The organism is Duganella qianjiadongensis (assembly GCF_009857915.1).
GTDB classification, from domain to species: Bacteria; Pseudomonadota; Gammaproteobacteria; order Burkholderiales; family Burkholderiaceae_D; genus Rugamonas; species Rugamonas qianjiadongensis.
The window spans coordinates 155,569-179,130 of the sequence record NZ_WWCM01000011.1 but is presented as its reverse complement, the minus strand read 5'-3'; the positions used below and the strand labels follow the sequence as shown (position 1 = coordinate 179,130).

Here is a 23,562-nt window from a genome sequence, read left to right as displayed (position 1 = left end):
TTGCTGGAATCGATTGGCCATATCCCGCCTGCTGAAGCTGAAATGAATTACTATCGTCAACTTTCCGGTCAAGCCATCCCGGTCTGACTCACACCACGGGGCCTCTCAAAATCCCGGAACGGTTCAGTGCCGCCGGTGGGAGAGTCTACTGGATTACGGAAATATCGATAGATTCTATTGATGTCGAGCGTTCCCCACGGATTTCCCCTGAGGTCGCTTTCCATCTGTATTTTCGTTCCTGTTGAAAGGATGACAGGGTTTCCCATTGTGAAGCCGGGATTACTAGCTGAACACTCTATTGGCGCCAACGATAGGATAGTTGGGACTATCGGAATGAGAGGCTTTACATTGGGGACCTTTTTTACGCAGATTCCCGGAAATTGTGGCACGTAGCCAGTATCGCAATGCAAACTCGTCATGGCGCCACTTATTGTATTGCCAGGCGGGATTTCCTTTAACCAACAAGAGTAGGCAGTTGCTGCTGAATTCATCGGTTGTATCGATATCAATCCCCTGAAGGCAATAATTTTCGCCTTTTGGCATGCCTCAATGGGGTTGGTGGCATATTGCAGGCCCGGTTTGCCAAATTCGACATAGAACCAGCCAATAGTTCCTTCCGCAGCCATTGCTTGGAAGGGCACCGCGAATATCAGAAAAATAGTTTTGCAAAGGAGCTTGAAGAACGTATTGCCTCCATAGAGAATTCTTCGACAAATCATCCTGAACTTATTTTGTGGATGACCGACAGTCGTGCAACGAAGTTGTCATACTTACTGTAAATGACTAATTGTCAATAAGATTGATAATTAATCAATTTTAGTTTCGTTGCGAATTTTCGCTGATAGAGATCAACTAGGTTCTTCGAATGTGCAATTTCTTCCTCTGAAACACCTTGAACTTTCTAAAAGTCTGACCACTTGTTCGGATTTTTAGAAGGGTGTTTGTGGGAGGTGTTCGCTTCTAATTAATTGAACGATGCCTGCAACTAAGAAGTGGAACGCTGAATACGCGACATATGCGTTGAATAGTCGTAGCGGAGCATGACAGGTATGTTGAATGCAGCAAGCGAAGAGCAACATATCTGTTGATTTTTTATCTGTTCTTGCCGGAGTTAGTGGCGCTGGCGGTGGAGTAGCAGGCCGATCAGCCCTAAGACGATCAGGGCGCTGGCGATCAGTTCGGCTTGGGTGGCGTGCAGGCTGCCCAGATCGATGACGGGGTTGACGCGGATCTGTTCGATCAGCAGGCGCTCTGCGCCGGCCAGCAGTACGTACAGGGCAAACAGCCAGCCGGTGCGGAACGGATGGCGCCGCACCGCCCACAGTACGGCAAAGCACAGCAGGGCCATGGCCGTTTCGTACATCGGGGTCGGATAGACACCCGGTGCAGCGATCAGTTCGCCGTAGATATTGTTGTCGTAAGTCTGGGCCCACAGCCACGTGGGTAGCCAGTCCGGCTTGAGCGCCATGTTGGCGGCGATGCCCCAGTCGCCATCACCGGAAATCTGGCAGCCGATGCGGCCGATGGCGTAGCCCAGCATCAGTGCCGGTGCGGCGGCGTCCAGCAGGGGCTTGACGGGCAGACGCCAGCGGCGCGCGCACAGCATGCCGGCACCGGTGCCGAAGATCAGGCCGCCAAAGATGCTCAGGCCCGAACGGGTCAGTACCATGCCCAGCGGATCGGCAAAAAATTGATCCAGATGATCGAGGATGTGGAACAGGCGCGCGCCCAGCACGCCAGCGATCAGGACGACGATGATGAAATCGCTGACGATATCCTGCGGCGGGCGGGTCAGACCGCCGACATAGGCTGGCCCGATGCGGCCTATGGCATACAGACGTTTGAGTTCGGCGCGGAAGCTGGCGCCTGCCGCCAGTGCCCCCAGCGCCACGAACAGGCCGAAGGTGGCCAGCGGCAAGGGCAGGGCGTAGCCGCTTACGGCCAGTATGACGTCGCTCAGATAGGGGTACGACATGGGCACTTTCGCAGTCGAAGTGGGGCGAATGTACCATAGGCGGACGCGAGTGCAGCATTTGTGCAGCAATTCTTGCACGCGTATTGTTACAAACGCTCACCATGTGTTACGGGTTGGCGTGGGGAAATCGGGTAAAGTTGGCTACGTTGTTAAACTTGCTATGGAGTCTGTTATGACCGCTGCTAAGACCGTTTTCAAATCACTCGCTGCTGCCACGGTGGCAACGCTGGCTATTTCCGCTGCGGCGGCAGCGCCGGAAGCCATGCTGCAGACCAGTGGCACGCTGGTGGTGGTGCCTGCCTCTGGCGAAGTGCGCCATGCCAATGATCAGGTGGTGGCAACGCTAGCCATCGAGGAGCAGGACAAGGATAAGGCCGTGGCCGCCTCGCGGGTAAACACCAAGATGCGGCAGGGACTCGATATTCTGAAGAAGGAAGATCCGGTCGCCATGCTGAAAACGCAGGGCTATTACACCTATCCCGTGTATTCGGAAGAACGTCCGCAGGCAAATGGCCAGCCGGTCCGCCAGCGTGTGATTACGGGCTGGCGGGTAGGCCAGTATGTGCAGATGACCACCACCAGTCTGGATAAGCTGCCTAAGACCGTGGCTGCAGCGCAGAAGCTGCTGGCACTGAATAATCTGCAGTTCGGCCTGACGCCGGAAACTACGCGCCAGCTCGATGAGGCGCGGATTGCATCGGCCTATCGCAATCTGAATGACCGCGTCGCATTCATGGCCAAGGCGATGGGGCGCAGTGCCGGCGACGCGGTGCTGGAAGCGGTGGATTTCGAAGGCACTGGCAATTACCTGCGCGAAGCCCAGTTCGCTGCACCGGCACCGCTGATGATGCGCGCGGCCAAAATGGCAGAGGACAGCGCAGTGGCCGAGCCTAGTTTCGAGCCGGGCGAGACCACCGTGCAAGTGGGGCTGGTGGCCAAGGTACGCTTCAAATAAGCCCGAGCCGGCGCAGGCCTGAGGCAAACATCGCAGCATCGGTCAGGTAGGCCGATTTAGTCGGCGGATCGCGTCAGAATCAAGGGGGATGGTGCGACTATCCCCCTTTTTTATTGTTGGCTCCACTATAATGGTGGCGCACTAACTTCAGCTTTTAGGAATCGGAACACTATGGCTAAATTCCCCCGCCGCCGCACCAAGGCAGGCCCTACCCTGGCGAAAACTCCGCAGATGTCGCGCTTTGCCCGTTTTGCCCGTCGTGCCCGCGGGGAGGATCTGGACCGGCCGCGTCATCGTGGCATCTATCTGCTGCCGAATGCTTTCACCACGGCGGCTCTGTTCTGCGGTTTTTACGCCATCGTGATGGCGATGAATCTGAAGTTCGAACATGCAGCATGGGCGATCTTCATCGCCATGGTGCTCGATGGTCTGGATGGCCGTGTAGCCCGTCTGACCAATACCCAGAGCGAGTTCGGCGCCCAGTACGACAGCCTGTCCGACATGGTGTCGTTCGGCGCGGCGCCTGCGCTGGTGATCTATGAATGGTCGCTGCGCGGTCTGGGCAAGCTAGGCTGGATTGCCGCGTTTGTGTACTGCGCCGGCGCTGCGCTGCGTCTGGCCCGTTTCAATACCAATATTCAGGTGGTGGATAAACGCTTCTTCCAGGGCCTGCCATCGCCTTCTGCCGCCGCGCTGGTGGCCGGCTTTGTTCTGCTGATGGTGGATCAGGAAGTGTCCGGCATCGAACTGCGCTGGGTATCGTGGAGTATCGCCATGTTCGCCGGCCTGACCATGGTGACCAATGTGCCGTTCTACAGTTTTAAGGACATCAATTTCCGCAAGTCGGTGCCGTTCATTGCGGTGTTCCTGATTGCGCTGGTGTTTGCACTGGTGTCGATCGATCCGCCTAAAGTGCTGTTCCCTATCTTTATCGCCTACGGCCTGTCTGGTTATGTCGTCTCTGCATGGCGTCTGGCCAAGGGCAAGAAAGTCAGCCTGATCCAGACCGAACACGAAACCAGCGATCCCAGCGAACGCCGCTAAGCCCTAATACACAGACCTGAGGGCGGCAGGCCCTGAGAATTCAAGCAACGAAGCACAAGCCACGGAGCTATTATGAGCAACTCATCCAACCGCCTGATTATCTTTGACACCACCTTGCGCGACGGCGAGCAATCGCCGGGCGCCTCCATGACCAAGGACGAAAAAGTCCGCATCGCCAAGCAGCTGGAACGGCTGCGCGTGGATGTGATCGAGGCAGGCTTCGCTGCCGCTTCGCAGGGCGACTTCGAGTCGATCCGGGCCATCGCCAGTGCTGTGCGCGAATCGACCATCTGCTCGCTGTCGCGCGCCAATGACCGCGACATCGCCCGCGCTGCCGAAGCGCTGGCACCGGCCGAGCGCAAACGTATCCACACCTTTATCGCCACTTCCAAGCTGCACATGGAAATGAAGCTGCGCATGCTGCCGGAACAGGTGCTGCTGCAGGCCCGCAATGCCGTACGCTTCGCGCGCCAGCATACCGACGACATCGAATTCAGCCCGGAAGACGGCAGCCGTTCCGATGAAGACTTCCTGTGCCGCGTGCTGGAAGGCGTGATCGACGAGGGCGCGACCACGATTAACTTCCCCGACACGGTGGGTTACGCCGTGCCGGAGATTTTCGGCGAAACCATACGCCGCCTGCGCGAACGTATTCCGAATTCGGACAAGGCCATCTGGTCGGTGCACTGCCATAACGACCTGGGTCTGGCCGTGGCCAACTCGCTGGCCGGTGTCATGATAGGCGGCGCACGCCAGATCGAGTGCACCATCAACGGTCTGGGCGAGCGTGCCGGTAATACCGCGCTGGAAGAAGTGGTGATGGCGCTGCGTACCCGTCGCGCCTACTACAACCTCGATGTGGGCATCGACACTACCCAGATCGTGGCCGCATCGAAGATGGTGTCGCAGATTACCGGCTTTGCCGTGCAGCCTAACAAGGCGGTGGTGGGCGCCAATGCCTTTGCGCACGCCTCGGGTATCCATCAGGACGGCATGCTGAAATCGCGCGAGACTTACGAGATCATGCGCGCCGAAGACGTGGGCTGGACCGCCACCAAGATCGTGCTGGGCAAGCTGTCGGGCCGTAACGCCTTCAAGCAGCGCCTGACGGAACTGGGCATAGAACTGGAATCGGAAGCCGAAGTCAATGCCGCCTTCGTGCGCTTCAAGGAACTGGCCGACCGCAAGGCCGATATCTTCGACGAAGATATTCTGGCGCTGGTGTCGGACGAGCAGCAGTCGCAGGATAGCGAATACTACCGCTTCATCAGTCTGGCGCAGCAGTCCGATACGGGCAGCACGCCAAGCGCAAAAGTGGTATTTACCATTGACGGCGAAGAGCACACCTCGGAAGGGCGGGGCGATGGCCCGGTCGATGCCACCGTGAATGCGATCGAATCGGAAGTGGGCAGTGGCGCCGAGCTGGTACTGTTCTCGGTCAACGCGATCAGCACCGGCACCCAGTCGCAGGGCGAGGTGACCATGCGTCTGTCCAAGGATGGCCGCATCGTCAATGGCGTGGGGGCTCATCCCGACATCATCGTGGCCTCGGCCAAGGCCTACCTGTCGGCGCTGAACAAGCTGCACTCCAAGGTCGAGCGCGTCAATCCGCAAGTCTGAGTAACAGGGCGGGGGCGGGCACTGCCTAGCGCAGCTGACGCCCCTGCCTATCCGGATCGGGGCCATTCACCATGGCCTGTACCACGCCGTTGCGGTCGAATTCGACATGCATCATCGAATCCCAGACACGCTGCTCCTTGTAGCGGTATAGCCAGACGTCGCCATCCACGCTGGCGTAATGCACTACCTCGTTAGGCCGGCCTAGCGTTGCGAGGATGCTCTGTTTGGTATCGCGCTGGATAGCGACGCTGGCAAACTTCTCGCTAGTGAGTACCTGTTCGAACGAGAGCAGGCGGCCATCGCTCCCCAGTTTCGCCATATAAGTGGTCTGGCCCAGTGGCCCCTGAGTATATTCCAGCATGGTATTACTTCCCTGTGTATAGCGCCCGGTAGGCTGGCCCAGACTGGCGATGACAGCGGCCTCGCTGGAGCCGGCAGGTGGCGGCTGCAGGCCAGCACAGGCGCTTAAGGAAATGGCGAATATTGTTGCAACCATAACTTTTTTCATGAAAAACCCCACGCGCCATGCAGAAGATAGATCGATTGTAGTCAAATCAGGATACATGGGCGCGAATTTCCGTTATAATCGCGGGTCTGGTCTTCCGATCAGATTTTTTTGAAGCTCACGGTGGGCAGGGTTCAGACTCCGCGCACCGCATGTGAAAGGTAATATCATGACCGTAGAAAACATCAACAAAGCCGCTATCATTGCGGACAACGCCCGTGGTCAAAAAGACACCGGCTCGCCAGAAGTTCAAGTTGCACTGCTGACCGCACGCATCAACGAACTGAACGCCCACTTCAAAGCACACACCAAAGATCACCACTCGCGTCGTGGTCTGATTATGATGGTTAACCGTCGTAAATCGCTGCTGTCCTACCTGAAGGGCAAAGATGCTACCCGTTACCGCGATCTGATCGCTAAACTGGGTCTGCGTAAGTAATATTGCATCATCCGGCTTAACGAAATGCCTGCGCCAGTTTGCTGACGCGGGCATTTTGTCTTTCAAGCGGGGTAAAAAAATTGCTAGGTGGCACACGCTCTTGGCTAGGCAGCATGGAATTCCGATTTTGTAGTTGTAGTAAAAAGTAGTAATGGTGGCCGCGAGGCTGCCTGTGGTGAGGTGAACGACAGCCCCTGAAAATCTGTCGGCAAATAGAAAGGGATTACCCATGTTTAATAAAGTTACGAAAACCTTCCAGTACGGTCAACACACCGTCACGCTGGAAACCGGCGAGATCGCTCGTCAGGCCTCCGGCGCAGTGATGGTATCGGTTGAAGATACCGTGATTCTGGCCACCGTGGTAGCGCGTAAAGACGCCAAGCCAGGCCAGGATTTCTTCCCGCTGACCGTCGACTACGTTGAAAAGACCTATGCAGCCGGTAAGATACCGGGCGGTTTCTTCAAGCGTGAAGGTCGTCCATCGGAAAAGGAAACGCTGACCTCGCGTCTGATCGACCGTCCTATCCGTCCGCTGTTCCCGGAAGGCTACCTGAACGAAGTGCAAGTGATCATTCACGTGCTGTCGGTCAATCCTGAAATCGATCCGGACATCCCTTCGATGATCGGTGCTTCGGCTGCGCTGTGCGTGGCTGGCGTGCCTTTCAACGGCCCGATCGGCGCGGCCCGCGTGGGTTACGCCAACGGCCAGTACATCCTGAACCCGACCGTAGAACAGCTGAAAACCTCGCAGATGGATCTGGTGGTTGCCGGTACCGAAACCGCCGTGCTGATGGTGGAATCGGAAGCGCAGCAACTGTCGGAAGAAATCATGCTGGGCGCCGTGGTGTATGGCCACGAGCAGATGAAAGCGGTGATCGACGCGATCCATGAGCTGGTACGCGACGGCGGCAAGCCGGAAGTCGAGTGGGCCCCACCAGCCAAGAATGAAGCGCTGATCGCCCGCGTGGCGCACTTCGCTGGCGACAAACTGTCGGCTGCCTATCAGGTGAAAGACAAGCAGGAACGTACGGCAAAACTGAAAACCGCATCGGCTGAAATCATGGCTGACCTGTCGGCTGAAGCTGCTGCCGCTGGTACCAGCGTGGACGCTGCCGAAGTTGGCAACATCCTGTTCGAAATGGAAGCCAAGATCGTGCGTTCGCAGATTCTGGACGGCGAGCCACGTATCGACGGTCGCGACACCCGCACCGTACGTCCGATCTCGATCCGTACCTCGGTACTGCCACGTACCCACGGTTCGGCCCTGTTCACCCGTGGTGAAACCCAGGCGCTGGTGGTTGCCACGCTGGGCACCGCACGTGACAGCCAGAAGATCGATGCACTGATGGGCGAGTTCACCGACCCGTTCATGCTGCACTACAACATGCCACCGTTCGCCACCGGCGAAACGGGCCGTGTTGGTACGCCTAAGCGCCGCGAAATCGGCCACGGCCGTCTGGCCAAGCGTGCCCTGATCGCTGCTCTGCCATCGCAGGAAGAGTTCAGCTACGCTGTGCGTCTGGTATCGGAAATCACCGAATCGAACGGTTCCTCGTCGATGGCTTCCGTCTGCGGCGGCTGCCTGGCCCTGATGGACGCTGGCGTGCCGATGAAAGAACACGTGGCCGGTATCGCCATGGGTCTGATCAAGGAAGGCGGCAAGTTCGCTGTGCTGTCCGACATTCTGGGTGACGAAGACCACCTGGGCGACATGGACTTCAAAGTGGCCGGTACCCGCAACGGTATCACGGCACTGCAGATGGACATCAAGATCATGGGCATCACCAAGGAAATCATGCAAGTGGCACTGGCGCAAGCCAAAGAAGGCCGCGAGCACATCCTGGGCGAAATGCAGAAAGCCATGCCTAACGTGAAGACCGAACTGTCGGACTTCGCGCCACGTCTGATCACCATCAAGATCAACCCGGAGAAGATCCGTGACGTGATCGGTAAAGGCGGCGCCGTGATTCGCGCTCTGACCGAAGAAACCGGTACCCAGATCGACATCAGCGACGAAGGCGTGGTCACCATCGCTTCCGTCGATGCTGCTGCCGGTCAGGAAGCCAAGCGCCGTATCGAAGAACTGACTGCTTCGGTCGAAGTAGGCAAGAGCTACGACGGCGTGGTTCTGAAGCTGCTGGACTTCGGCGCCATCGTTCAGGTTATGCCGGGCAAAGACGGTCTGCTGCACATCTCGCAGATCGCCAACGAGCGTGTGAACGCCGTGGCTGACTACCTGAAAGAAGGTCAGGCAGTACGCGTCAAGGTTCTGGAAACCGACGACCGTGGCCGTCTGAAACTGTCGATGAAAGCGGCTGCTGAAGAAGCCGCTGCCGCTGCACAGTAATCCTTCCGGCTCAGGCCGTAAGCAAAACCGCCGGTGCGCAAGCCCGGCGGTTTTTTTATTGCCGTTTGCATGGTGCGGAACTTTGTCGCATCAGCCCACTCCAATCTGCAAGGAGGGACCATGAGGCATAACTATGACGAGGATGTGGTGGCATGGGCGCGGGAACAGGCGCAGCTACTACGCAGCGGCAAGTGGCTACAGCTCGATGCCGAGCATCTGGCAGAGGAGATCGACGATGTGGGCAAGAGCGAACGGCGGGCGCTGGCGCACAGGCTTGCTGTGCTGGTCGAGCATCTGTATAAATGGCAGAAGCAGTCCGAGCGACAGGACAAAAGCTGGCTGACCACCATACGGGTGCAGCGCTTGCAGGTGCTTGCGCTGCTCGATAAAGCACCCAGCCTCAAGTATCTGGCCGGTCAGCCGGATTTCTGGCTGGGCGTCTGGCACGATGCTGTGCTGCTGCTGGCACGGGAGACGGAGTTGGACGATATTCCTGCCCAGTGTCCATGGACACGCGAACAGGTGCTGGCGCCGGACTGGCTGCCCTGATGGAGCAAGGGTTGGGCCACGCGTATCGGTGGCCCAGCGCGACTAGCGGATTACTTGCCGTCGTAGGTGACGCGATAGATGCGGCCACCATAGTCGTCGGAGATCAGCATGGAGCCGTCAGCCAGCGTGGCCACGTCAACCGGACGGCCTACTACTTCCTCGCCGCGCAGGAAACCATCAACGAAGGCGGTGTCGGTGACGACCTTGCTGTTGTAGAGCGTGATCAGGCGTACGCTGTAGCCGCTCTTGGTCGTGCGGTTCCATGAGCCGTGTTCGGCGATATAAGCCTGATTGCGGTAGGCGGCAGGGAACTGGCTGCCCGTGTAGAAAGTCATGCCCAGCGGCGCCACGTGCGGCCCCAGCTTGGCGACAGGCGGTTCGAATTCCTCGCAGCTGCGGCCATGGGAAAAGTCCGGGTCGGGCACCACGCCGCCGTGGCAGTAGGGGAAGCCGAAGTGCAGGCCCGGTTTGGCTGCGATGTTCAGTTCGCACGAAGGGGTGTTGTCGCCCATTTCATCGCGGCCGTTATCGGTGAACCACAGCGCGTGCGTGGTGGGGTGGAAAGCAAAGCCTACCGTGTTGCGCACGCCGCGTGCATATTCTTCCAGGCCGCTGCCGTCGGCATTCATGCGGTAGATCTTGGCGTGCTGGGTGTCTTCCGTTTCGCACACATTGCAAGGTGCGCCCACAGGGATGTAGAGCTTGCCGTCAGGCCCGGCTTTGATGACTTTCTCGCCGTGCCATTTATCGTTGGGCAGCTTCACTTTGAGAACGCTGTAGGCAGGCTTGCTGGCGTAGTGCTGGTCGATCTGGTCGAAGCGGATCACGCGGCTGATTTCACCCACGTACAGCGCGCCATTGAGCAGGGTGACGCCGATCGGGTTTTCCAGTCCTTCCGCTACCGTGACCACGTCGGCCTGCTGCTTGTCGGCGCGCGGCACCAGTGCGTACACTTTGCCTGCCTTGCGCGATCCCACGTAGACGATGCCGCTATCGGACACCACCATGCTGCGCGCTGCCGCCACCTGATCGGCATAGACACTGATATGGAAGCCCTTGGGCAGCTTGAAGCCGTTCAGGTCAGGGATGTTCTGCTGGGCCCTGGCCGCTGCAAGGGCGGCTGCCGTGGCCGGTGTGCTTGCCGCAGCAGCCATTGTGGTCACCGCTGCGCTGGCGGCCTTGCTGGCCGTTGCAGGCTGGTTCGCATTGTTCGCAATGTAGCCCGCCAGCTGGTCGATCTGCGCAGCGCTCAGGGTGTTGCCCCACGACGGCATGTCCTTTTCTGGCACGCCGCGCGTGATGACCTTGACCAGATTGGCTTTGGTCGGCGCACCGTGCAGCCATTTGTGCGCACCCAGCGTGGGGCCGATGGCGCCCTGCATGGCGCTGCCATGGCAGGCGGCGCAATGGGTCTGGTACAGTTGCTCGGCGCTGCTGACGGTATCGGCGGCGTGGGCTGGTGCGAGGGCAGCAAACAGGGCAGGCAGCAAGGCGCTCAGGCTGCCCCATGCTGCGCTACGCAGTGCGGGAGATTTCATGGCGGGATTCCTTCAAGGTGAAGGCGTTATTGTGCCATGGGTGCTCAAAATCCGCCTGTGCGCCGGGGAATACTGGCATTACAATGTTGAAAATTCCTCAACCTGAATGGCCCATGAAAAAAATCCTGATTGCTGCTTTGCTCGCCCTAGGTTCTCACGCTGCCCACGCGGACGATGACTGGAACCAGCCGCGCGAACCGTTCCGCATTTATGGCAATAGCTATTACGTCGGCGTCGCTGGTCTGAGCTCCGTGCTGGTGACTTCGCCGCAAGGCCATATCCTGCTTGATGGTGCTTTGCCGGAATCGCCCAAGCTGATTGCGGCCAGTATCCGCAAGCTGGGCTTCCGTCTGCACGATGTGAAGTTCATACTCAGCTCGCACGACCATGTGGACCATGCTGGCGGCATTGCGCAACTGCAGCGCATGACCGGTGCCACAGTGGTGGCGAGTGCATCCACAGCGGCGTCGCTGCAGCGTGGCCGCATGGATAAGGATGATCCCCAGTTCATCGGCAATACGCCGTATGCACCCGTCAAGCGTGTGCGCACAGTGGCCGATGGCGAAGTGGTGCGCCTTGGCCCGCTGGCGCTGACCGCCATGTCCACGCCCGGCCATACGGCGGGCGGTACGAGCTGGCGCTGGCAGTCCTGCGAGAAGGATAGCTGCCGCAATCTGGTCTACGCCGACAGCATCTATCCGGTGCGCGGCGAAGGCTACCGCTTTAGCGATCATCCTGAAGTGGTGGCGCAGTTCGAGCATAGCTATGCCGCACTGAATAGCGCCCCTTGCGACATACTGGTCACGGCCCATCCGTCGTTCTCGGAGCAGTGGCTGCAACTGTCGTCCGGTCAGCCGGTGGCCGCAGCGGCGGCAGGACAGCCTACCGCATGTCAGAAACTGGTGACGGCCATGCAGCCCGAATTGAAGCAGCGTCTGGCCGAGGAAGCAGCCAGATGATCGTAGATTTCGCCGTGCCTTTTGGCGCAGCGCTGCTGCAGGGCGACCAGTTTGTCGGCGCGGCTAGCAACCGCGTGCTGTATCTGCATGGCGCCGGTAACAGCAGCCGTCATGGTCATCGCCTGTTGCGCGGTGCCTTGCAACAGCGTGGCATAGGCAGCACCTGCTTTGACTGCATAGGCCACGGCGATACGGGCGGTGCGCTAGCCCAGTCTTCGGTGGCTAGCCGCACGCGACAGGCGCAGGCCGTGACTGACGCACGTGCCTTGCCGCAGCCGCTGGCCGTGGTGGGGGCCAGCATGGGCGCCTACAACGCTATCCGCATGATGCAAAGCCATGCGGTCGATGCGCTGGTGCTGATCGTACCGGGTGTGTACACGCCTGCCGCTTACGAGGTGCCGTTTGGTCCGGACTTTTCTGCCGTGATCCGTCAGCCGCGTAGCTGGGCCGATAGCGACGCATGGGACATACTGGGAAAGTTCGAGGGACGCTTGCTGGTGATCGCCGCCGAACACGATGCCACCATTCCGCTGGAGATACCGCAACGGCTGGTGGCTGCCGCAACGCGGGCAAAGTCGGCCCGGTTGCACGTAGTGGAAGGCGCGCAGCATAACTACCTGTGGGCGCTGCTGGCCGAGCAGCCGGCAAAGCTGGAAGCGGCCATCGATATGGTGTGCGAGGTGCTGAGGTAGGAGCGATGGCGGAAGGCAGTAAGAGTCGAACTTACAGGAGAGCGGCTGACGCCCCCCACCGGGTTTGAAGCCCGGCCCCATCACCGGATAAGTATGCCTTCCGTGCTGGCGTTGCTGCTGCGTGTGCGGCGCTTAAGTGCTGTAGGCCCACACCGCGTTCGGGCGCAGCATGTGCACATTGCCTACGCGACGAGTATAGCCGACCCTGTCGAAGAACTCCAAGATCTGGATGGCGCGTTTGCGACCAAGTCCCGTCGCATCGCGGAACGAGGCGGCCTGCACTTCCGGCAGGGTGGCAATTAATCCGGCCAGTTCGGCCAGTGGCTGCGGGTGGTAGAACAGGTCCGGCACCAGCTGGCTGATGTCGCCGCTCTTGGCCAGTTTGCGCAGCAGGCGCCGCACTTCCGCCTCGGCGATGGCATGATCGCGCGCCAGATCGCGCACCCATGGCGGGTCGTAGCGGCCTGTCAGCAGCGCTGTCAGCAAAGGCGCTGCGATGGCCTGTTCCTCGGCACTCAGTTCCACACTATGGTCGGGCAGGTGCAGGCTGCGGCCGCGCTGGCAGATTTGACCTGACGCCAGCAGCGTGTCGATCAGGCGGCTCCACAGACGGTCTTCCATTTCGGGCGAGACGATGCGTTTCAGACGCCACAGTTCGGGGCCGCCATCGTCGGGCGCTTTTTCGTGGAAGGCCGCCAGCGCTGCCAGTATCTGCTGCTGCAGATGGTCTGCTTCCGCGCCCGTGAGCAGCAGTTCATCGCCGCCCTGTAGCGGCAGACGCAGCGTGTCGGCAGGGACGGACAGCTCCGCAGCCGGTAGCTGGGACAACCGTGCCAGCGTCGATACGCGTAATCCGAGAGGGCAGCGGGCCAGTAGCGCGCTGCTGTCGCCGGTATCGATAAATTCCGCCATGGCCTGCAACCACGCCAGTCTTGCGCCGCTGCGGCGCTTGCGCGCAGGGCCGAAAGGATCGAGCACCATGCCGCCGCCTATGGTGGCCGTGGCCTGTGCATTGCGGATCACGAAGCGGTCGCCCGCGACAGCGTGAACAGGGGCGTCGAGCACCAGTTGCACGCGCGCTGTCTGGCCCGGTGCCAGTACTTCGCCATCGAGCAGCACCACATTGGCCGTGTGGTGGGCCGCGCCCAGATGCACGTGTACGGGCGACCATGGCTTGAGTGGCTGGGCGCAGTCCGCTGTCAGGGTGAGGGTTGCGTCGAATCGTTCCGAGCATTCGGATAGCGCAGGTGCTACCACCCAGCTGCCTCGGGCGATATCTTCCTTGCTCACGCCACTGAGGCAGAGCGCCAGCCGTTGTCCGCTATGGCCGGTTTCGGCGCTGCGGCTCTGCGCGTGGATGCTGCGCACGCGTCCCTGCAAACCGCTGGGCGCCAGTTGCAGCACGTCGCCTATCCGCACGCGGCCTGCTAGTGCGGTGCCGGTGACCACGGTGCCCTGTCCCTGCAGCGTGAATACGCGGTCTACGCCAAGGCGGAACAGGCGGCGCTCGTCGCCGGCCGGCAGGGTTCTGGCTATTTGCGCCAGATGCTGGCGCAGCGCCTGCACGCCCGCATCACCGGCAACACTGGCATTGGTGCGGAAAATGGCGGCATCGGCAAAATCGGTACCCACCAGCAGGCCGCGTATCTCCTGCTCGACCTGTCTCAGACGGGCGTCATCGGCGCGGTCGGCTTTGGTCAGCGCCACGGCGCCACGGCGTACGCCGAGCAGGCGCAGGATGGACAGGTGTTCCAGCGTCTGCGGCATGATGCCGTCATCGGCGGCTATCACCAGCAGGGCAGCGTCGATGCCGGTAACGCCGGCAGCCATGGTGCGGATGAATTTTTCGTGGCCTGGCACGTCGATCACGCCGAGGATGCTGCCATCTTCCAGCGGCGTGTAGGCGTAGCCCAGTTCTATCGAAATGCCGCGTGCTTTTTCTTCTTTGAGGCGGTCGGTGTCCACGCCCGTGAGGGCGCGGGTGAGCGTGGTCTTGCCATGGTCGATATGACCCGCAGTGCCTATGATCATGCGCGCAGCAGTGCCAGTTGATCGATGAAGCGCTGGCGCTGGTGCTCGTCGAGGCAGCGCAGGTCTAGCCACAGCGCATCCTGTGCCACGCGGCCTATGACCGGCACAGGCAATGAACGCAGGCGCTGTTCCAGTAAGCCCAGCGGATTGCTGGTGCGCTGGCCGCTAAGCTTGTCTCCGGCCTTGTCTACGCTGGCGCGGATTAGCAGCCCGTAGCTGGGCAACTGGTCCACCGGCAGTGCGCCGCTGCCGATCTGGCTCATCATCGCTTCGCTTTGCACCTGATATTGCGTGCCCAGCGCAGCCTGCATGACAGGGGCGATTTCCTGCGCCAGCGCCTGCATGGCGCTGGCAGGGCGGGTGAGCAGGCGCAGCGTAGTCAGGCGGTGCGCCAGCAGATCCGGCGCGCGATACAGGGCCAGTACAGGTTCCAGCGCGGCCAGCGTCAGTTTGCCCACGCGCAGGGCGCGCTTGAGGGGATTCTTCTTGATCTGCGCAATCAGGTCGGCGCGGCCCACGATGATGCCGCATTGCGGACCACCGAGCAGCTTGTCGCCGCTGAAGGTGACCAGATCAGCACCGCCGGCGATGGTTTCGCGCACCGTGGTTTCATGCGGCAGGCCATACTGTTCCAGATCGACCAGTGTGCCGCTGCCCAGATCGACGGCCAGCGGCACGCCCGATTTCTTCGCCAGCGGCGCCAGTTCCAGCAGTTCCACGCTTTTGGTAAAGCCCGTAATCGCGTAATTACTGCAATGGACCTTCATCATCAGCGCCGTTTGCGGGCCGGCGGCTTCGGCATAATCCTTGAGGTGGGTACGGTTGGTGCTGCCCACTTCGCGCAGCACGGCGCCGGCGCGGGTCATGATGTCGGGGATGCGGAAAGCCCCGCCGATTTCCACCAGCTCGCCGCGCGAGACGATCACTTCTTTGCCCTGCGCGACGGTGTTGAGCATCAGCAGCAATGCAGCGGCATTGTTGTTGACGATGGTGGCTGCTTCGGCGCCCGTTAATTCCAGTAGCAGTTCTTCGATCAGGTTATCGCGGTCGCCCCGTTTGCCTGTGTCGATATCCCATTCCAGATTCATGGGCCAGCGCAGCGCTTCCGTCACCGCCTGCACGGCGGCATCGGGCAGCAGAGCACGCCCCAGATTGGTGTGCAGCACAGTGCCCGTCAGATTGAACACGGGGCGTAGCGGCGAACGGTTGTTGGCACGCAGGCGCTCGCCCAGCTGGGCCAGCACGGCAGGGATATCGGGGGCGGCCGGCATGGTGCCGCCATCGCGGCGGCTGGCCAGCATCAGGCTGCGCAGCTCGGCCAGCAGCAATCGTGCCGTTTCCAGCGTTTGTACGCGGCCATATTCGTTGATCAGCTCTGCGCAGGCGGGATCGGACAGCAGCAGGTGGACGGCAGGCAGGCGGATGGCGCCTGCCGCCAGATTACCGGTTTCGGTGCCGTGGTTTGCAGTGCCGTTATTCATTCGGCGCTAAACCATAACAGCGGGTTGCCGCTGGCGCGAGCGTAACCGGCTTCGCCGACCAGTACATCGATGGCGAGGCTGGCCAGATCGTCGGCCAGCGGGTCGACGTTGTAGTCGTGCTCCTGATTGAAAATCTTGCGGTAGGTGTGGCACTCGTCGCAGGTTTCGGCGCGTGCCACCTTGCTCGGATCGTTGGCCTTACCGGTGGCGACGGGCGCGTCGTCCGGCGTGGGCGCATCGGCCGCTTCCAGACTCTGATAGGCCACCTTGGCCGTGCCTTCGCAGCACGAGCACTTGACGCGCACCATATGCCATTCGCTCGAGCAGCAGCTGCAATGCAGGTAGCGGTAGCCTTGCGACTGGCCGCCGATGCGGATCACGCTGGCCACAGGGTGGGCGCCGCACACGGGGCAAAGAGTATTGGTGACGAGGGGCTGGACGCGGCGCGAATCGAGTTGCGCAGCACGCATGGTCCACATCAATTGCAGGGCGGCGGCCACAAATGGCGCATGCAGCGGGTGCACGCCATCGGTCAGCTCGGCCAGCACGGCGTCGGCGCAGCCTTCCAGCTGGCCGTTATCGAGCGTGCGCAATTCGCCCAGTACGGCGGCCATCTGCGGCTGGCCTGCGGCCAGCGGTTCCAGATGGTCGAGCAGCGCATCGAACACGAGGCGCCACGAGGCCGGGCGTTCGCCGTTGACGGGCAGCGGCGGCATGTGGTGTTCGATCGACAGGTCGATGGCAGCCGCAGGCGGCAGGGCAAACACCTCGGCAGGCAGGGATTCCGCCACGGCGGCCTGTGCATCGACCAGCGCTGCCATCAGCAGCAGATAGCCGCGCAGCGTTTCACCGACGGGAATTCCTTTGATTTCGTTATTGGCCAGTTGGCGCAGACGCGCAGCGCGGGCAGTGAACAGGGCTTTAGTCTGCGGCAGCAGCAGACGTGGAATGGCGGTGTGATCGAGTGCCTCGATCTCGCCGGGGGCAAGCAGGCGTTGTACCAAAAATCTCTCCCAGATTGCCGGCGGCGACTGCGCCGCCGGCTCCGGACTATTCTAATCCCAAACTGCGGGATTAGACAGCCTGACTATTTACGCGATTTACGCGCCTCTTCTTCAAACCAGCGCGGGTGATGCTTGCGCGCCCACCCGTAGGTGACCGTGCCGCGCACCATGGCACGGATGGAACCCCGTACCCAGATACCCGCGTAGATGTGAACAATGATGGCGCAGATGATAATGAAGCCGAAGGTAGCATGCAGCAAAGCGCCCAGCCGGACCAGATCGATAGGGAAGTAGGCCGAGAAGTAGGCGCGCCAGATCAGCAGGCCCGAAATCAATAGCCCCGTCATGCAAATGATCAGCACGAAGAACAGCATCTTCTGCCCGCCGTTGTAGCGGCCGGACTTGGGCAGTTTTTCTTCGTGGTTGTTGATCACGTCGCCGATCTGGGCCAGCCACTCCTTGTCGCCCGGCTCGAACTGGTTGTGATGCCAGAAGCGCTTTACCAGCGTGGCGAAGGAACCGAACATCACCAGCCCGATAAACGGGTGCAGGATGCGGGTCCACTGGCCGCCACCGAACAGCATGGACAGCCAGGCCGTGGCCGGATGGAACAGGGCCAGACCGGACAGGGCCAGCAGGATGAAGCAGCCGGCTGTCAGCCAGTGGTGATTGCGTTCATCCGGCGAATAGCGGTCGATCAGCGGATTGCCGTCTTTGTCGCGGTGCAGATTTTCCATTATTCGCCCTCCCGGATACGGTTGGCTTCATGCAGTGCTTCGGTTTCTTCGTCCTTGCTGATTTCGTTAGGACCCACGCGGGTGAAGTGGAACCAGCCCGCCAGCGCCGTGGCCGCAATACCGGCCAGTGCCAGCGGTTTGGTCAGACCCTTCCACAGGCCCACCATCGGGCTGATGGACGGATTGGCCTTCAGGCCGTGGTACAGGCCCGGCTGGTCCGCATGGTGCAGCACATACATCACGTGGGTGCCGCCTACGCCGGCCGGATCATACAGTCCTGCGTTGGCATAGCCGCGCGACTTCAGGTCCTCGATGCGCTCCGCTGCATGGTCTTTCATGTCCTCCTTGGAGCCGAATACGATGGCGCCAGTAGGGCAGGTCTTGACGCAGGCAGGTTCCTGACCGACTGCCACCCGGTCCGAGCACAGCGTGCACTTGTAGGCGCGGTCGTCCTTCTTCGAAATGCGCGGCACGTCGAACGGGCAGCCCGCCACGCAGTAGCCGCAGCCTATGCAGTTCTCCTGATGGAAATCCACAATGCCATTGGTGTACTGCACGATCGCGCCCGGCGACGGGCAGGCCTTCAGACAGCCCGGGTCCTCGCAGTGCATGCAGCCGTCCTTGCGGATCAGCCATTCGAGGTTGCCGTCGTTTTTCTCGTGTTCGGTGAAACGCATCACCGTCCACGATTGGGGCGACAGGTCGGTCGGGTTGTCGTACACGCCGGTGGTTTCACCGACTTCGTCACGCAGATCGTTCCACTCCATGCAGGCGGTCTGGCAGGCCTTGCAGCCTATGCACTTGCTCACATCGATCAGTTTTGCCACCTGACCGATAACGGGCGTGCGAGCCACCGGTTCCTGCACGGTGGTAGCGGATTTGCGCTTGATATCAAGGGATTGTAAAGGCATGGTTATTCTCCTTGGGTCATCATGCTTTTTCCACTTTCACCAGGAAGGACTTGAATTCCGGTGTCTGCGAATTGCCGTCACCAACGGTTGGTGTCAGCGTGTTGATTAAATACCCAGGTTTGGTAACCCCCTTGAAACCGAAGTGGATAGGCAGACCCACCTGATGGGTCTTTTTCCCGTCTATCATCAGCGCCTTGATCCGCTTGGTCACCACTGCCTTGGCAATGATGTGGCCACGCTTGGAGCTGACCTTGACGCGGTCGCCGTGCTTCACGCCGATCTCGTTGCCCAGTTCCTCGCCGATTTCCACAAACTGCTCCGGCTGGATGATGGCATTGAGCTTGGCATGCTTGGTCCAGTAGTGGAAGTGCTCGGTCAGACGGTAGCTGGTCGCCACATGCGGGAACTCGGCCGCCTTGCCCAGCTTGGCGCGGTCGTTAGCGAACATACGCGCAGCCGGATTGCTGGTGACGCGCGGATTGTTCGGGTGCAGCGGGTTGTGGCCCACCGGCGTTTCGAACGGCTCGTAATGCTCGGGGAACGGCCCCTCGGCCATCGCCTCACGCGAGAAGAAGCGTGCCACACCTTCTGCCAGCATGATGAACGGGCCCATGCCGTTTTCCGGCGGCTCGTCGGCCTTGTAGTCGGGGATGTCCGCACCGGCCCAGTTGGTGCCGTTCCACGCAATCAGCTTGCGGGTCGGGTCCCAGGGCTTGCCCTTGGTGTCGCAGGAAGCACGGTTGTACAGCACGCGGCGATTGGCCGGCCATGCCCAGGCCCAGTTCAGGGTCTGGCCTATGCCGGTCGGGTCGCTGTTGTCGCGCCGTCCCATCTGGTTGCCTGCGGCGGTCCAGCTACCGGCGAAGATCCAGCAACCGCAGGCGGTACTGCCATCGTCACGCAGTTGCGCGAAGCCGGCCAGCTGCTCGTTTTTCTTCAGGATGACTTTGGTCGGGTCCTTGGGATCGGTCAGCTCCTTGAGTGCCTTGCCGTTGTATTCCATCGCCAGTTCTTCCGGCTGCGGGCTATACGGCTGGGCATAAGGCCAGGTCAGGTTGAGGATAGGATCAGGGAATTTGCCGCCATCTTTCTTGTACATCGCTTTGATGCGCAGGAACAGGCCGGACATGATTTCCAGATCGCTGCGGGTCTGGCCCGGACCATCGGCGCCTTGCCAGTGCCATTGCAGCACGCGCGAGGAACTCACCAGCGAACCGCGTTCTTCGGCGAACAGGGTAGTGGGCAGGCGGAACACTTCGGTCATGATCTTGCTTGGGTCGACCTGATGGAACTCGCCGAACGGACGCCAGAATTCGGCCGTTTCCACGGCCAGCGGGTCCATCACCACCAGGTACTTGAGCTTGGACAGCGCTTCGGTGATTTTCTGCTTGTCCGGTGCCGAAGCCAGAATATTGAAGCCCTGGCAGATATAGCCGTTCATCTTCCCCTGATGCATAAGCTCGAACACCTGCATCATGTCGTAAGGCTTATCCAGCTTGGGCAGATAGTCGAAGGCGTAGTTGTTCTCCTCCGTGGCCGCATCGCCCCACCAGCACTTCATGAAGCTGACGAGGAATTTCTTGGCGTTGCTGTAGTAGCTGAGCTGATTCGGACGCAGTGGCTTGAGTGCGCGCTTGGTCACGTACGCATCCCATTCCTGTTCGGCTTCGCCGGGCAGGGTGAGATAACCGGGCAGCATATTGGTCAGCAGACCAAGGTCGGTCAGACCCTGGATATTCGAGTGACCGCGCAGTGCATTCATGCCGCCGCCTGCGATACCCATATTCCCCAGCAGTAGCTGCACCATCGCACCGGTACGCAGGGTTTCCGCGCCCGTCGAGTGCTGGGTCCAGCCCAGTGCGTACAGAATGGTGGCGGCGCGACCGGGAACGGCCGTCGAGGCCAGCATTTCCGCGACCTTGTTGAATTTCTCCGGCGGGACGCCGCAGACCTTCTCCACCATGGCCGGGGTGTAGCGCGAATAGTGCGCCTTCATCAGCTGGTACACGCAGCGCGGGTGTTCGAGCGTAGGATCGATTTTGGCATAGCCGTCTTCGCCCAGTTCGTAGTTCCAGCTGCTCTTGTCGGTGTACTTGCCGAGTTTTTCGTCGTAGCCCGAATACAGCCCATCCTTGAACGAGAAGTCCTCGCGCACGATGAACGGCAGGTCGGTGTAGTTGCGCACGTACTCGTGCTGGATCTTATCGTTGGTCAGCAGGTAGTTGATGATACCGCCGAGGAAAACGATGTCCGCACCGGTACGGGTAGGGACGTAATAGTCCGCCACCGAAGCGGTTCGGGTAAAGCGCGGATCGACCACGATCAGCTTGGCGCCGCGATGCGCTTTGGCTTCCGTGACCCATTTAAAGCCGCAAGGGTGTGCTTCTGCTGCGTTACCGCCCATGACCAGGATGACATCAGCATTTTTGATGTCAACCCAGTGATTCGTCATCGCACCACGTCCAAATGTCGAGGCAAGACCTGCCACCGTTGGACCGTGTCAAACACGTGCTTGATTGTCGAATGCCAGCATGCCGAGACTGCGCATGGTTTTATGGGTTAGATAGCCTACTTCATTGGTTGCAGCGGAGGCGCACAGCATACCGGTGGTGGTCCAGCGGTTGACGGTTTTGCCTTCGGGAGTTTTCTCGATAAAGTTGGCGTCGCGGTCAGCTTTCATCAGCTTGGCGATGCGGGTCAGCGCGTCATCCCAGCTGATCTTGCTCCACTCGGTGGCGCCCGGCGCACGGTATTCCGGTGCCAGCAGACGGTTTTCGGAGTGGATGAAATCGACCAGACTGGCGCCTTTCGGGCACAGCGTGCCGCGATTGACAGGGTGGTCGGCATCGCCTTCGATGTGGATGATGGTGGACTTGGCGTTTTTCGCGCCGTCGCCCAGACCGTACATCAGGATGCCGCAACCGACGGAGCAGTAAGGGCAGGTGTTGCGGGTTTCGGTACTGCGTGCCAGCTTGTATTGCCGGACTTCGGCCATGGCCGTGCCCGGGGTAAAGCCGAGTAACGCGATACTAGAACCCGCGATGGCAGCGCCAGTTACCCGTAGGAACTGGCGACGATTCATCTGGTTCATGGGGATAAGCCTTTCATAGGTCGAAAAGACCTACCAAGTTTATCACTACAGAAACAGAAGTTTTGAAACCGATTGCAATAAATGTTGCTTTTGATGCACTGCAGCACGAGCAATCTTATTAAAAGAATTAGAAATTTAATCCTGTGCCATCAGCCGGGCCGTTGATAGCAGCGGCGCAGGCGCGAAAAGTCGTAGAAGTGGCTTGTGCTCGTAAGTTTCGCGTAAGTACAGGCCGCTTTGAAATCTACCGGCTGTTCGTTGTACAGCATGCGCACGGCCACTTGACCTTGATCGTTTTGATAACTGTCCCACTGAATGTTGGCCGCCATGGGCGCCACCCGTTCGCCGCGCCACGGGCTCGATTTGTAACTATAAGGCGTTGCTGCCGCTAGCTGTTCGGACATGCTGCGCAGGCCAAGCAGGGCGGCCAGCGGGATCACGGTTTCGGCGTGGGCGAAGCGCAGTTTGGCCACATGGCGCAGGTCGCCCGCAGCCACCGCTTCCACTTCGGCGAAGAAATCATCGAGCAGGGGCTGGGCCATGGCGTAGTTGACGGCGCCGTTCTCCAGCAGGCCCGGGCCTTTGCTATAGAAGCTGACGCCATCTTCGTGTTCGGCAAACACCGCTGCCTGCGCCTGCGGCATGAAGCGATGGAAGCTGGCGCCAAGTTCGGCTTGCATATCGGCTGCCGCAGCGTAGAGCTCATATAGCGCCAGTGCGGCATCGACTGGCGTGCGGATGACGGTATCGCCGTCGCCTTCGAGGCGGCTGGTGAACTGGCCGTCCTTGCTGGTGAATTGCTGCGTGCCCGTATTGGCTGCCTGACGCTGGCCAGTGGCGAGGGCACGGATAAAGCCGGGCTTGAACAGGCGCGCCAGTACCTTGCTGGCCGCTTGCGCCAGCCGGGGCCGGGCTTCCAGCGCGGCGAGACGCTGGGATAGCGCATCGCTGCGCAGCCATGCCTGATAGGCGAGGCTGGCCTGATAAGCGGCATGCAGTGGATCGCTGCTATCGGCTACCAGATCCGTTTTGGGACCGAGCTTGTGGAAATAAAGCAGGAAGCGGTCAGTGCCGGCGGCGCTGTCGCTGCCGCGTGGCGCCAGCGGGGCCGGACGCAGCAGCTGCGCCTGCAGCGATGGCTGCATGGCGAACAGCGCCTGCGCAAAGTATTCGGCGCTATCGACAGCGCGGTCCTTGCCCGAACTCAGTAGCAATATCTGGCGTGGCGCCGCAGCCGTGCCGGCTTCTGCTGGCTGGAACAGGGGCGCCATGCGCTGATACAGCCGCTGGGCCAGTTGCTGATGCTCGCGTATGCCCTGCATGGTTTCGTTGCCATAGCCGGGTTTGCGGATGCCTGCCACGCCATAGCCTAGCAGGGCGTTGGCTTCCATCATCCGCAATAGCGCCGGTTCCAGCTGCGCGCCCAGCGGCGTGAGGGCGTGCTCCTGCCGGGCCAGTTGCACCAGATTGTAGAGCGCCAGATCGGCCTTCATGCTGGTCAGTCCGCGCGAACCATGGCGTGCCAGCAGCTGGGTGTGTATCGGCCGGTAGCCTTGCGGTACTGCCTCGCTGCTGGCGCTGGCTGGCGGAGGCTGATACGGCGTCTTGGTCTGGTAATGCTGGCCGTAAGCGGGGAGCAGCAGGAACAGCGCGGCAACTGCCGCAAGGCGTGGCAGCGGCATGT

18 protein-coding genes and 1 tRNA gene are annotated in these 23,562 nt (G+C 60.5%); 8 read left to right on the top strand and 11 right to left on the bottom strand.

The features are described 5' to 3' along the window. Positions 1 to 1,111 precede the first annotated feature (1,111 nt). Positions 1,112 to 1,975, bottom strand: a complete 864-nt coding sequence (locus GTP27_RS16405) for a prolipoprotein diacylglyceryl transferase (RefSeq protein WP_161040238.1) — start codon at positions 1,973 to 1,975, stop codon at positions 1,112 to 1,114. A gap of 172 nt (positions 1,976 to 2,147) precedes the next feature. Here GTP27_RS16405 and GTP27_RS16400 point away from each other — a divergent pair, with 172 nt between their 5' ends. The 3 genes from GTP27_RS16400 to GTP27_RS16390 all read left to right on the top strand — a co-directional run bounded on the left by GTP27_RS16400 (position 2,148) and on the right by GTP27_RS16390 (position 5,594). After that, positions 2,148 to 2,930 (top strand): SIMPL domain-containing protein, encoded by a 783-nt coding sequence (locus GTP27_RS16400; protein WP_161040237.1) that lies wholly within the window; start codon positions 2,148 to 2,150, stop codon positions 2,928 to 2,930. 171 nt (positions 2,931 to 3,101) lie between these two features. Continuing rightward, positions 3,102 to 3,974, top strand: coding sequence for a CDP-diacylglycerol--serine O-phosphatidyltransferase (pssA, locus tag GTP27_RS16395; RefSeq protein WP_161040236.1), 873 nt, complete (start codon positions 3,102 to 3,104; stop codon positions 3,972 to 3,974). A gap of 72 nt (positions 3,975 to 4,046) precedes the next feature. Next, positions 4,047 to 5,594: a 2-isopropylmalate synthase gene (locus GTP27_RS16390; RefSeq protein WP_161040235.1), complete on the top strand. Its 1,548-nt coding sequence runs from the start codon at positions 4,047 to 4,049 to the stop codon at positions 5,592 to 5,594. Positions 5,595 to 5,619: 25 nt separating this feature from the next. Here the strand turns inward: GTP27_RS16390 and bamE are convergent, their stop codons facing one another. After that, entirely contained in the window at positions 5,620 to 6,102 is a 483-nt protein-coding gene (gene bamE, locus GTP27_RS16385) for an outer membrane protein assembly factor BamE domain-containing protein (protein ID WP_161040234.1), read from the bottom strand. 166 nt (positions 6,103 to 6,268) lie between these two features. Between bamE and rpsO the strand changes: the two genes are divergently transcribed. The 3 genes from rpsO to GTP27_RS16370 all read left to right on the top strand — a co-directional run bounded on the left by rpsO (position 6,269) and on the right by GTP27_RS16370 (position 9,434). Then, entirely contained in the window at positions 6,269 to 6,538 is a 270-nt protein-coding gene (rpsO, locus tag GTP27_RS16380) for a 30S ribosomal protein S15 (protein WP_155434961.1), read from the top strand. Between the two features lie 229 nt (positions 6,539 to 6,767). Further along, positions 6,768 to 8,885, top strand: a complete 2,118-nt coding sequence (pnp, locus tag GTP27_RS16375; RefSeq protein ID WP_161040233.1) for a polyribonucleotide nucleotidyltransferase — start codon at positions 6,768 to 6,770, stop codon at positions 8,883 to 8,885. 120 nt (positions 8,886 to 9,005) lie between these two features. Further along, positions 9,006 to 9,434, top strand: coding sequence for a DUF29 domain-containing protein (locus tag GTP27_RS16370; RefSeq protein ID WP_161040232.1), 429 nt, complete (start codon positions 9,006 to 9,008; stop codon positions 9,432 to 9,434). 50 nt (positions 9,435 to 9,484) lie between these two features. On the opposite strand, the gene GTP27_RS16365 is transcribed toward GTP27_RS16370, so the two are convergent. Next, the gene (locus tag GTP27_RS16365) at positions 9,485 to 10,912 is read right to left on the bottom strand and encodes a PQQ-dependent sugar dehydrogenase (protein ID WP_371865941.1); all 1,428 of its coding nucleotides are present in this window, start codon (positions 10,910 to 10,912) and stop codon (positions 9,485 to 9,487) included. A gap of 173 nt (positions 10,913 to 11,085) precedes the next feature. Here GTP27_RS16365 and bla point away from each other — a divergent pair, with 173 nt between their 5' ends. Together bla and GTP27_RS16355 are read left to right on the top strand one after the other, a co-directional pair. Continuing rightward, positions 11,086 to 11,931: a subclass B3 metallo-beta-lactamase gene (bla, locus tag GTP27_RS16360; protein WP_161040230.1), complete on the top strand. Its 846-nt coding sequence runs from the start codon at positions 11,086 to 11,088 to the stop codon at positions 11,929 to 11,931. After that, positions 11,928 to 12,623 (top strand): alpha/beta fold hydrolase, encoded by a 696-nt coding sequence (locus tag GTP27_RS16355; RefSeq protein ID WP_161040229.1) that lies wholly within the window; start codon positions 11,928 to 11,930, stop codon positions 12,621 to 12,623. Before bla ends, GTP27_RS16355 begins: the two co-directional genes overlap by 4 nt. 6 nt (positions 12,624 to 12,629) lie before the next feature. Here the strand turns inward: GTP27_RS16355 and GTP27_RS16350 are convergent. The 8 genes from GTP27_RS16350 to GTP27_RS16315 form a co-directional block, all read right to left on the bottom strand. After that, positions 12,630 to 12,725 (bottom strand) — tRNA-Sec (locus GTP27_RS16350). A 30-nt stretch (positions 12,726 to 12,755) separates the two neighbouring features. Next, a complete protein-coding gene (selB, locus tag GTP27_RS16345) occupies positions 12,756 to 14,654 on the bottom strand; it encodes a selenocysteine-specific translation elongation factor (RefSeq protein WP_161040228.1) in 1,899 nt (632 codons plus the stop codon). Beyond that, on the bottom strand, positions 14,651 to 16,135 hold the full coding sequence (gene selA, locus GTP27_RS16340; RefSeq protein ID WP_161040227.1) for an L-seryl-tRNA(Sec) selenium transferase: 1,485 nt from the start codon (positions 16,133 to 16,135) through the stop codon (positions 14,651 to 14,653). The genes selB and selA overlap by 4 nt, the downstream gene beginning before the upstream one ends. Beyond that, complete coding sequence (gene fdhE / locus GTP27_RS16335; protein WP_161040226.1) at positions 16,132 to 17,139, bottom strand: formate dehydrogenase accessory protein FdhE; 1,008 nt, start codon at positions 17,137 to 17,139, stop codon at positions 16,132 to 16,134. Before fdhE ends, selA begins: the two co-directional genes overlap by 4 nt. Positions 17,140 to 17,222: 83 nt before the next feature. Then, positions 17,223 to 17,876 (bottom strand): formate dehydrogenase subunit gamma, encoded by a 654-nt coding sequence (locus tag GTP27_RS16330; RefSeq protein ID WP_161040225.1) that lies wholly within the window; start codon positions 17,874 to 17,876, stop codon positions 17,223 to 17,225. Beyond that, positions 17,876 to 18,787: a formate dehydrogenase subunit beta gene (gene fdxH, locus GTP27_RS16325; protein ID WP_161040224.1), complete on the bottom strand. Its 912-nt coding sequence runs from the start codon at positions 18,785 to 18,787 to the stop codon at positions 17,876 to 17,878. The genes GTP27_RS16330 and fdxH overlap by 1 nt, the downstream gene beginning before the upstream one ends. Before the next feature lie 19 nt (positions 18,788 to 18,806). Then, the gene (gene fdnG / locus GTP27_RS16320) at positions 18,807 to 21,878 is read right to left on the bottom strand and encodes a formate dehydrogenase-N subunit alpha (RefSeq protein WP_161040223.1); all 3,072 of its coding nucleotides are present in this window, start codon (positions 21,876 to 21,878) and stop codon (positions 18,807 to 18,809) included. A gap of 149 nt (positions 21,879 to 22,027) precedes the next feature. Beyond that, complete coding sequence (locus GTP27_RS16315; RefSeq protein WP_161040222.1) at positions 22,028 to 23,560, bottom strand: histidine-type phosphatase; 1,533 nt, start codon at positions 23,558 to 23,560, stop codon at positions 22,028 to 22,030. Between the last annotated feature and the right edge of the window lie 2 nt (positions 23,561 to 23,562).

Coding starts and splice junctions, on each gene's coding strand:
- rpsO (WP_155434961.1), top strand. CDS start 6,269: ATGACCGTAGAAAACATCAACAAAGCCGCTATCATTGCGGACAACGCC.
- GTP27_RS16405 (WP_161040238.1), bottom strand. CDS start 1,975: ATGTCGTACCCCTATCTGAGCGACGTCATACTGGCCGTAAGCGGCTAC.
- GTP27_RS16400 (WP_161040237.1), top strand. CDS start 2,148: ATGACCGCTGCTAAGACCGTTTTCAAATCACTCGCTGCTGCCACGGTG.
- GTP27_RS16390 (WP_161040235.1), top strand. CDS start 4,047: ATGAGCAACTCATCCAACCGCCTGATTATCTTTGACACCACCTTGCGC.
- bamE (WP_161040234.1), bottom strand. CDS start 6,102: ATGAAAAAAGTTATGGTTGCAACAATATTCGCCATTTCCTTAAGCGCC.
- pssA (WP_161040236.1), top strand. CDS start 3,102: ATGGCTAAATTCCCCCGCCGCCGCACCAAGGCAGGCCCTACCCTGGCG.
- GTP27_RS16355 (WP_161040229.1), top strand. CDS start 11,928: ATGATCGTAGATTTCGCCGTGCCTTTTGGCGCAGCGCTGCTGCAGGGC.
- selA (WP_161040227.1), bottom strand. CDS start 16,135: ATGAATAACGGCACTGCAAACCACGGCACCGAAACCGGTAATCTGGCG.
- fdxH (WP_161040224.1), bottom strand. CDS start 18,787: ATGCCTTTACAATCCCTTGATATCAAGCGCAAATCCGCTACCACCGTG.
- GTP27_RS16370 (WP_161040232.1), top strand. CDS start 9,006: ATGAGGCATAACTATGACGAGGATGTGGTGGCATGGGCGCGGGAACAG.
- GTP27_RS16315 (WP_161040222.1), bottom strand. CDS start 23,560: ATGCCGCTGCCACGCCTTGCGGCAGTTGCCGCGCTGTTCCTGCTGCTC.
- pnp (WP_161040233.1), top strand. CDS start 6,768: ATGTTTAATAAAGTTACGAAAACCTTCCAGTACGGTCAACACACCGTC.
- GTP27_RS16330 (WP_161040225.1), bottom strand. CDS start 17,876: ATGGAAAATCTGCACCGCGACAAAGACGGCAATCCGCTGATCGACCGC.
- bla (WP_161040230.1), top strand. CDS start 11,086: ATGAAAAAAATCCTGATTGCTGCTTTGCTCGCCCTAGGTTCTCACGCT.
- selB (WP_161040228.1), bottom strand. CDS start 14,654: ATGATCATAGGCACTGCGGGTCATATCGACCATGGCAAGACCACGCTC.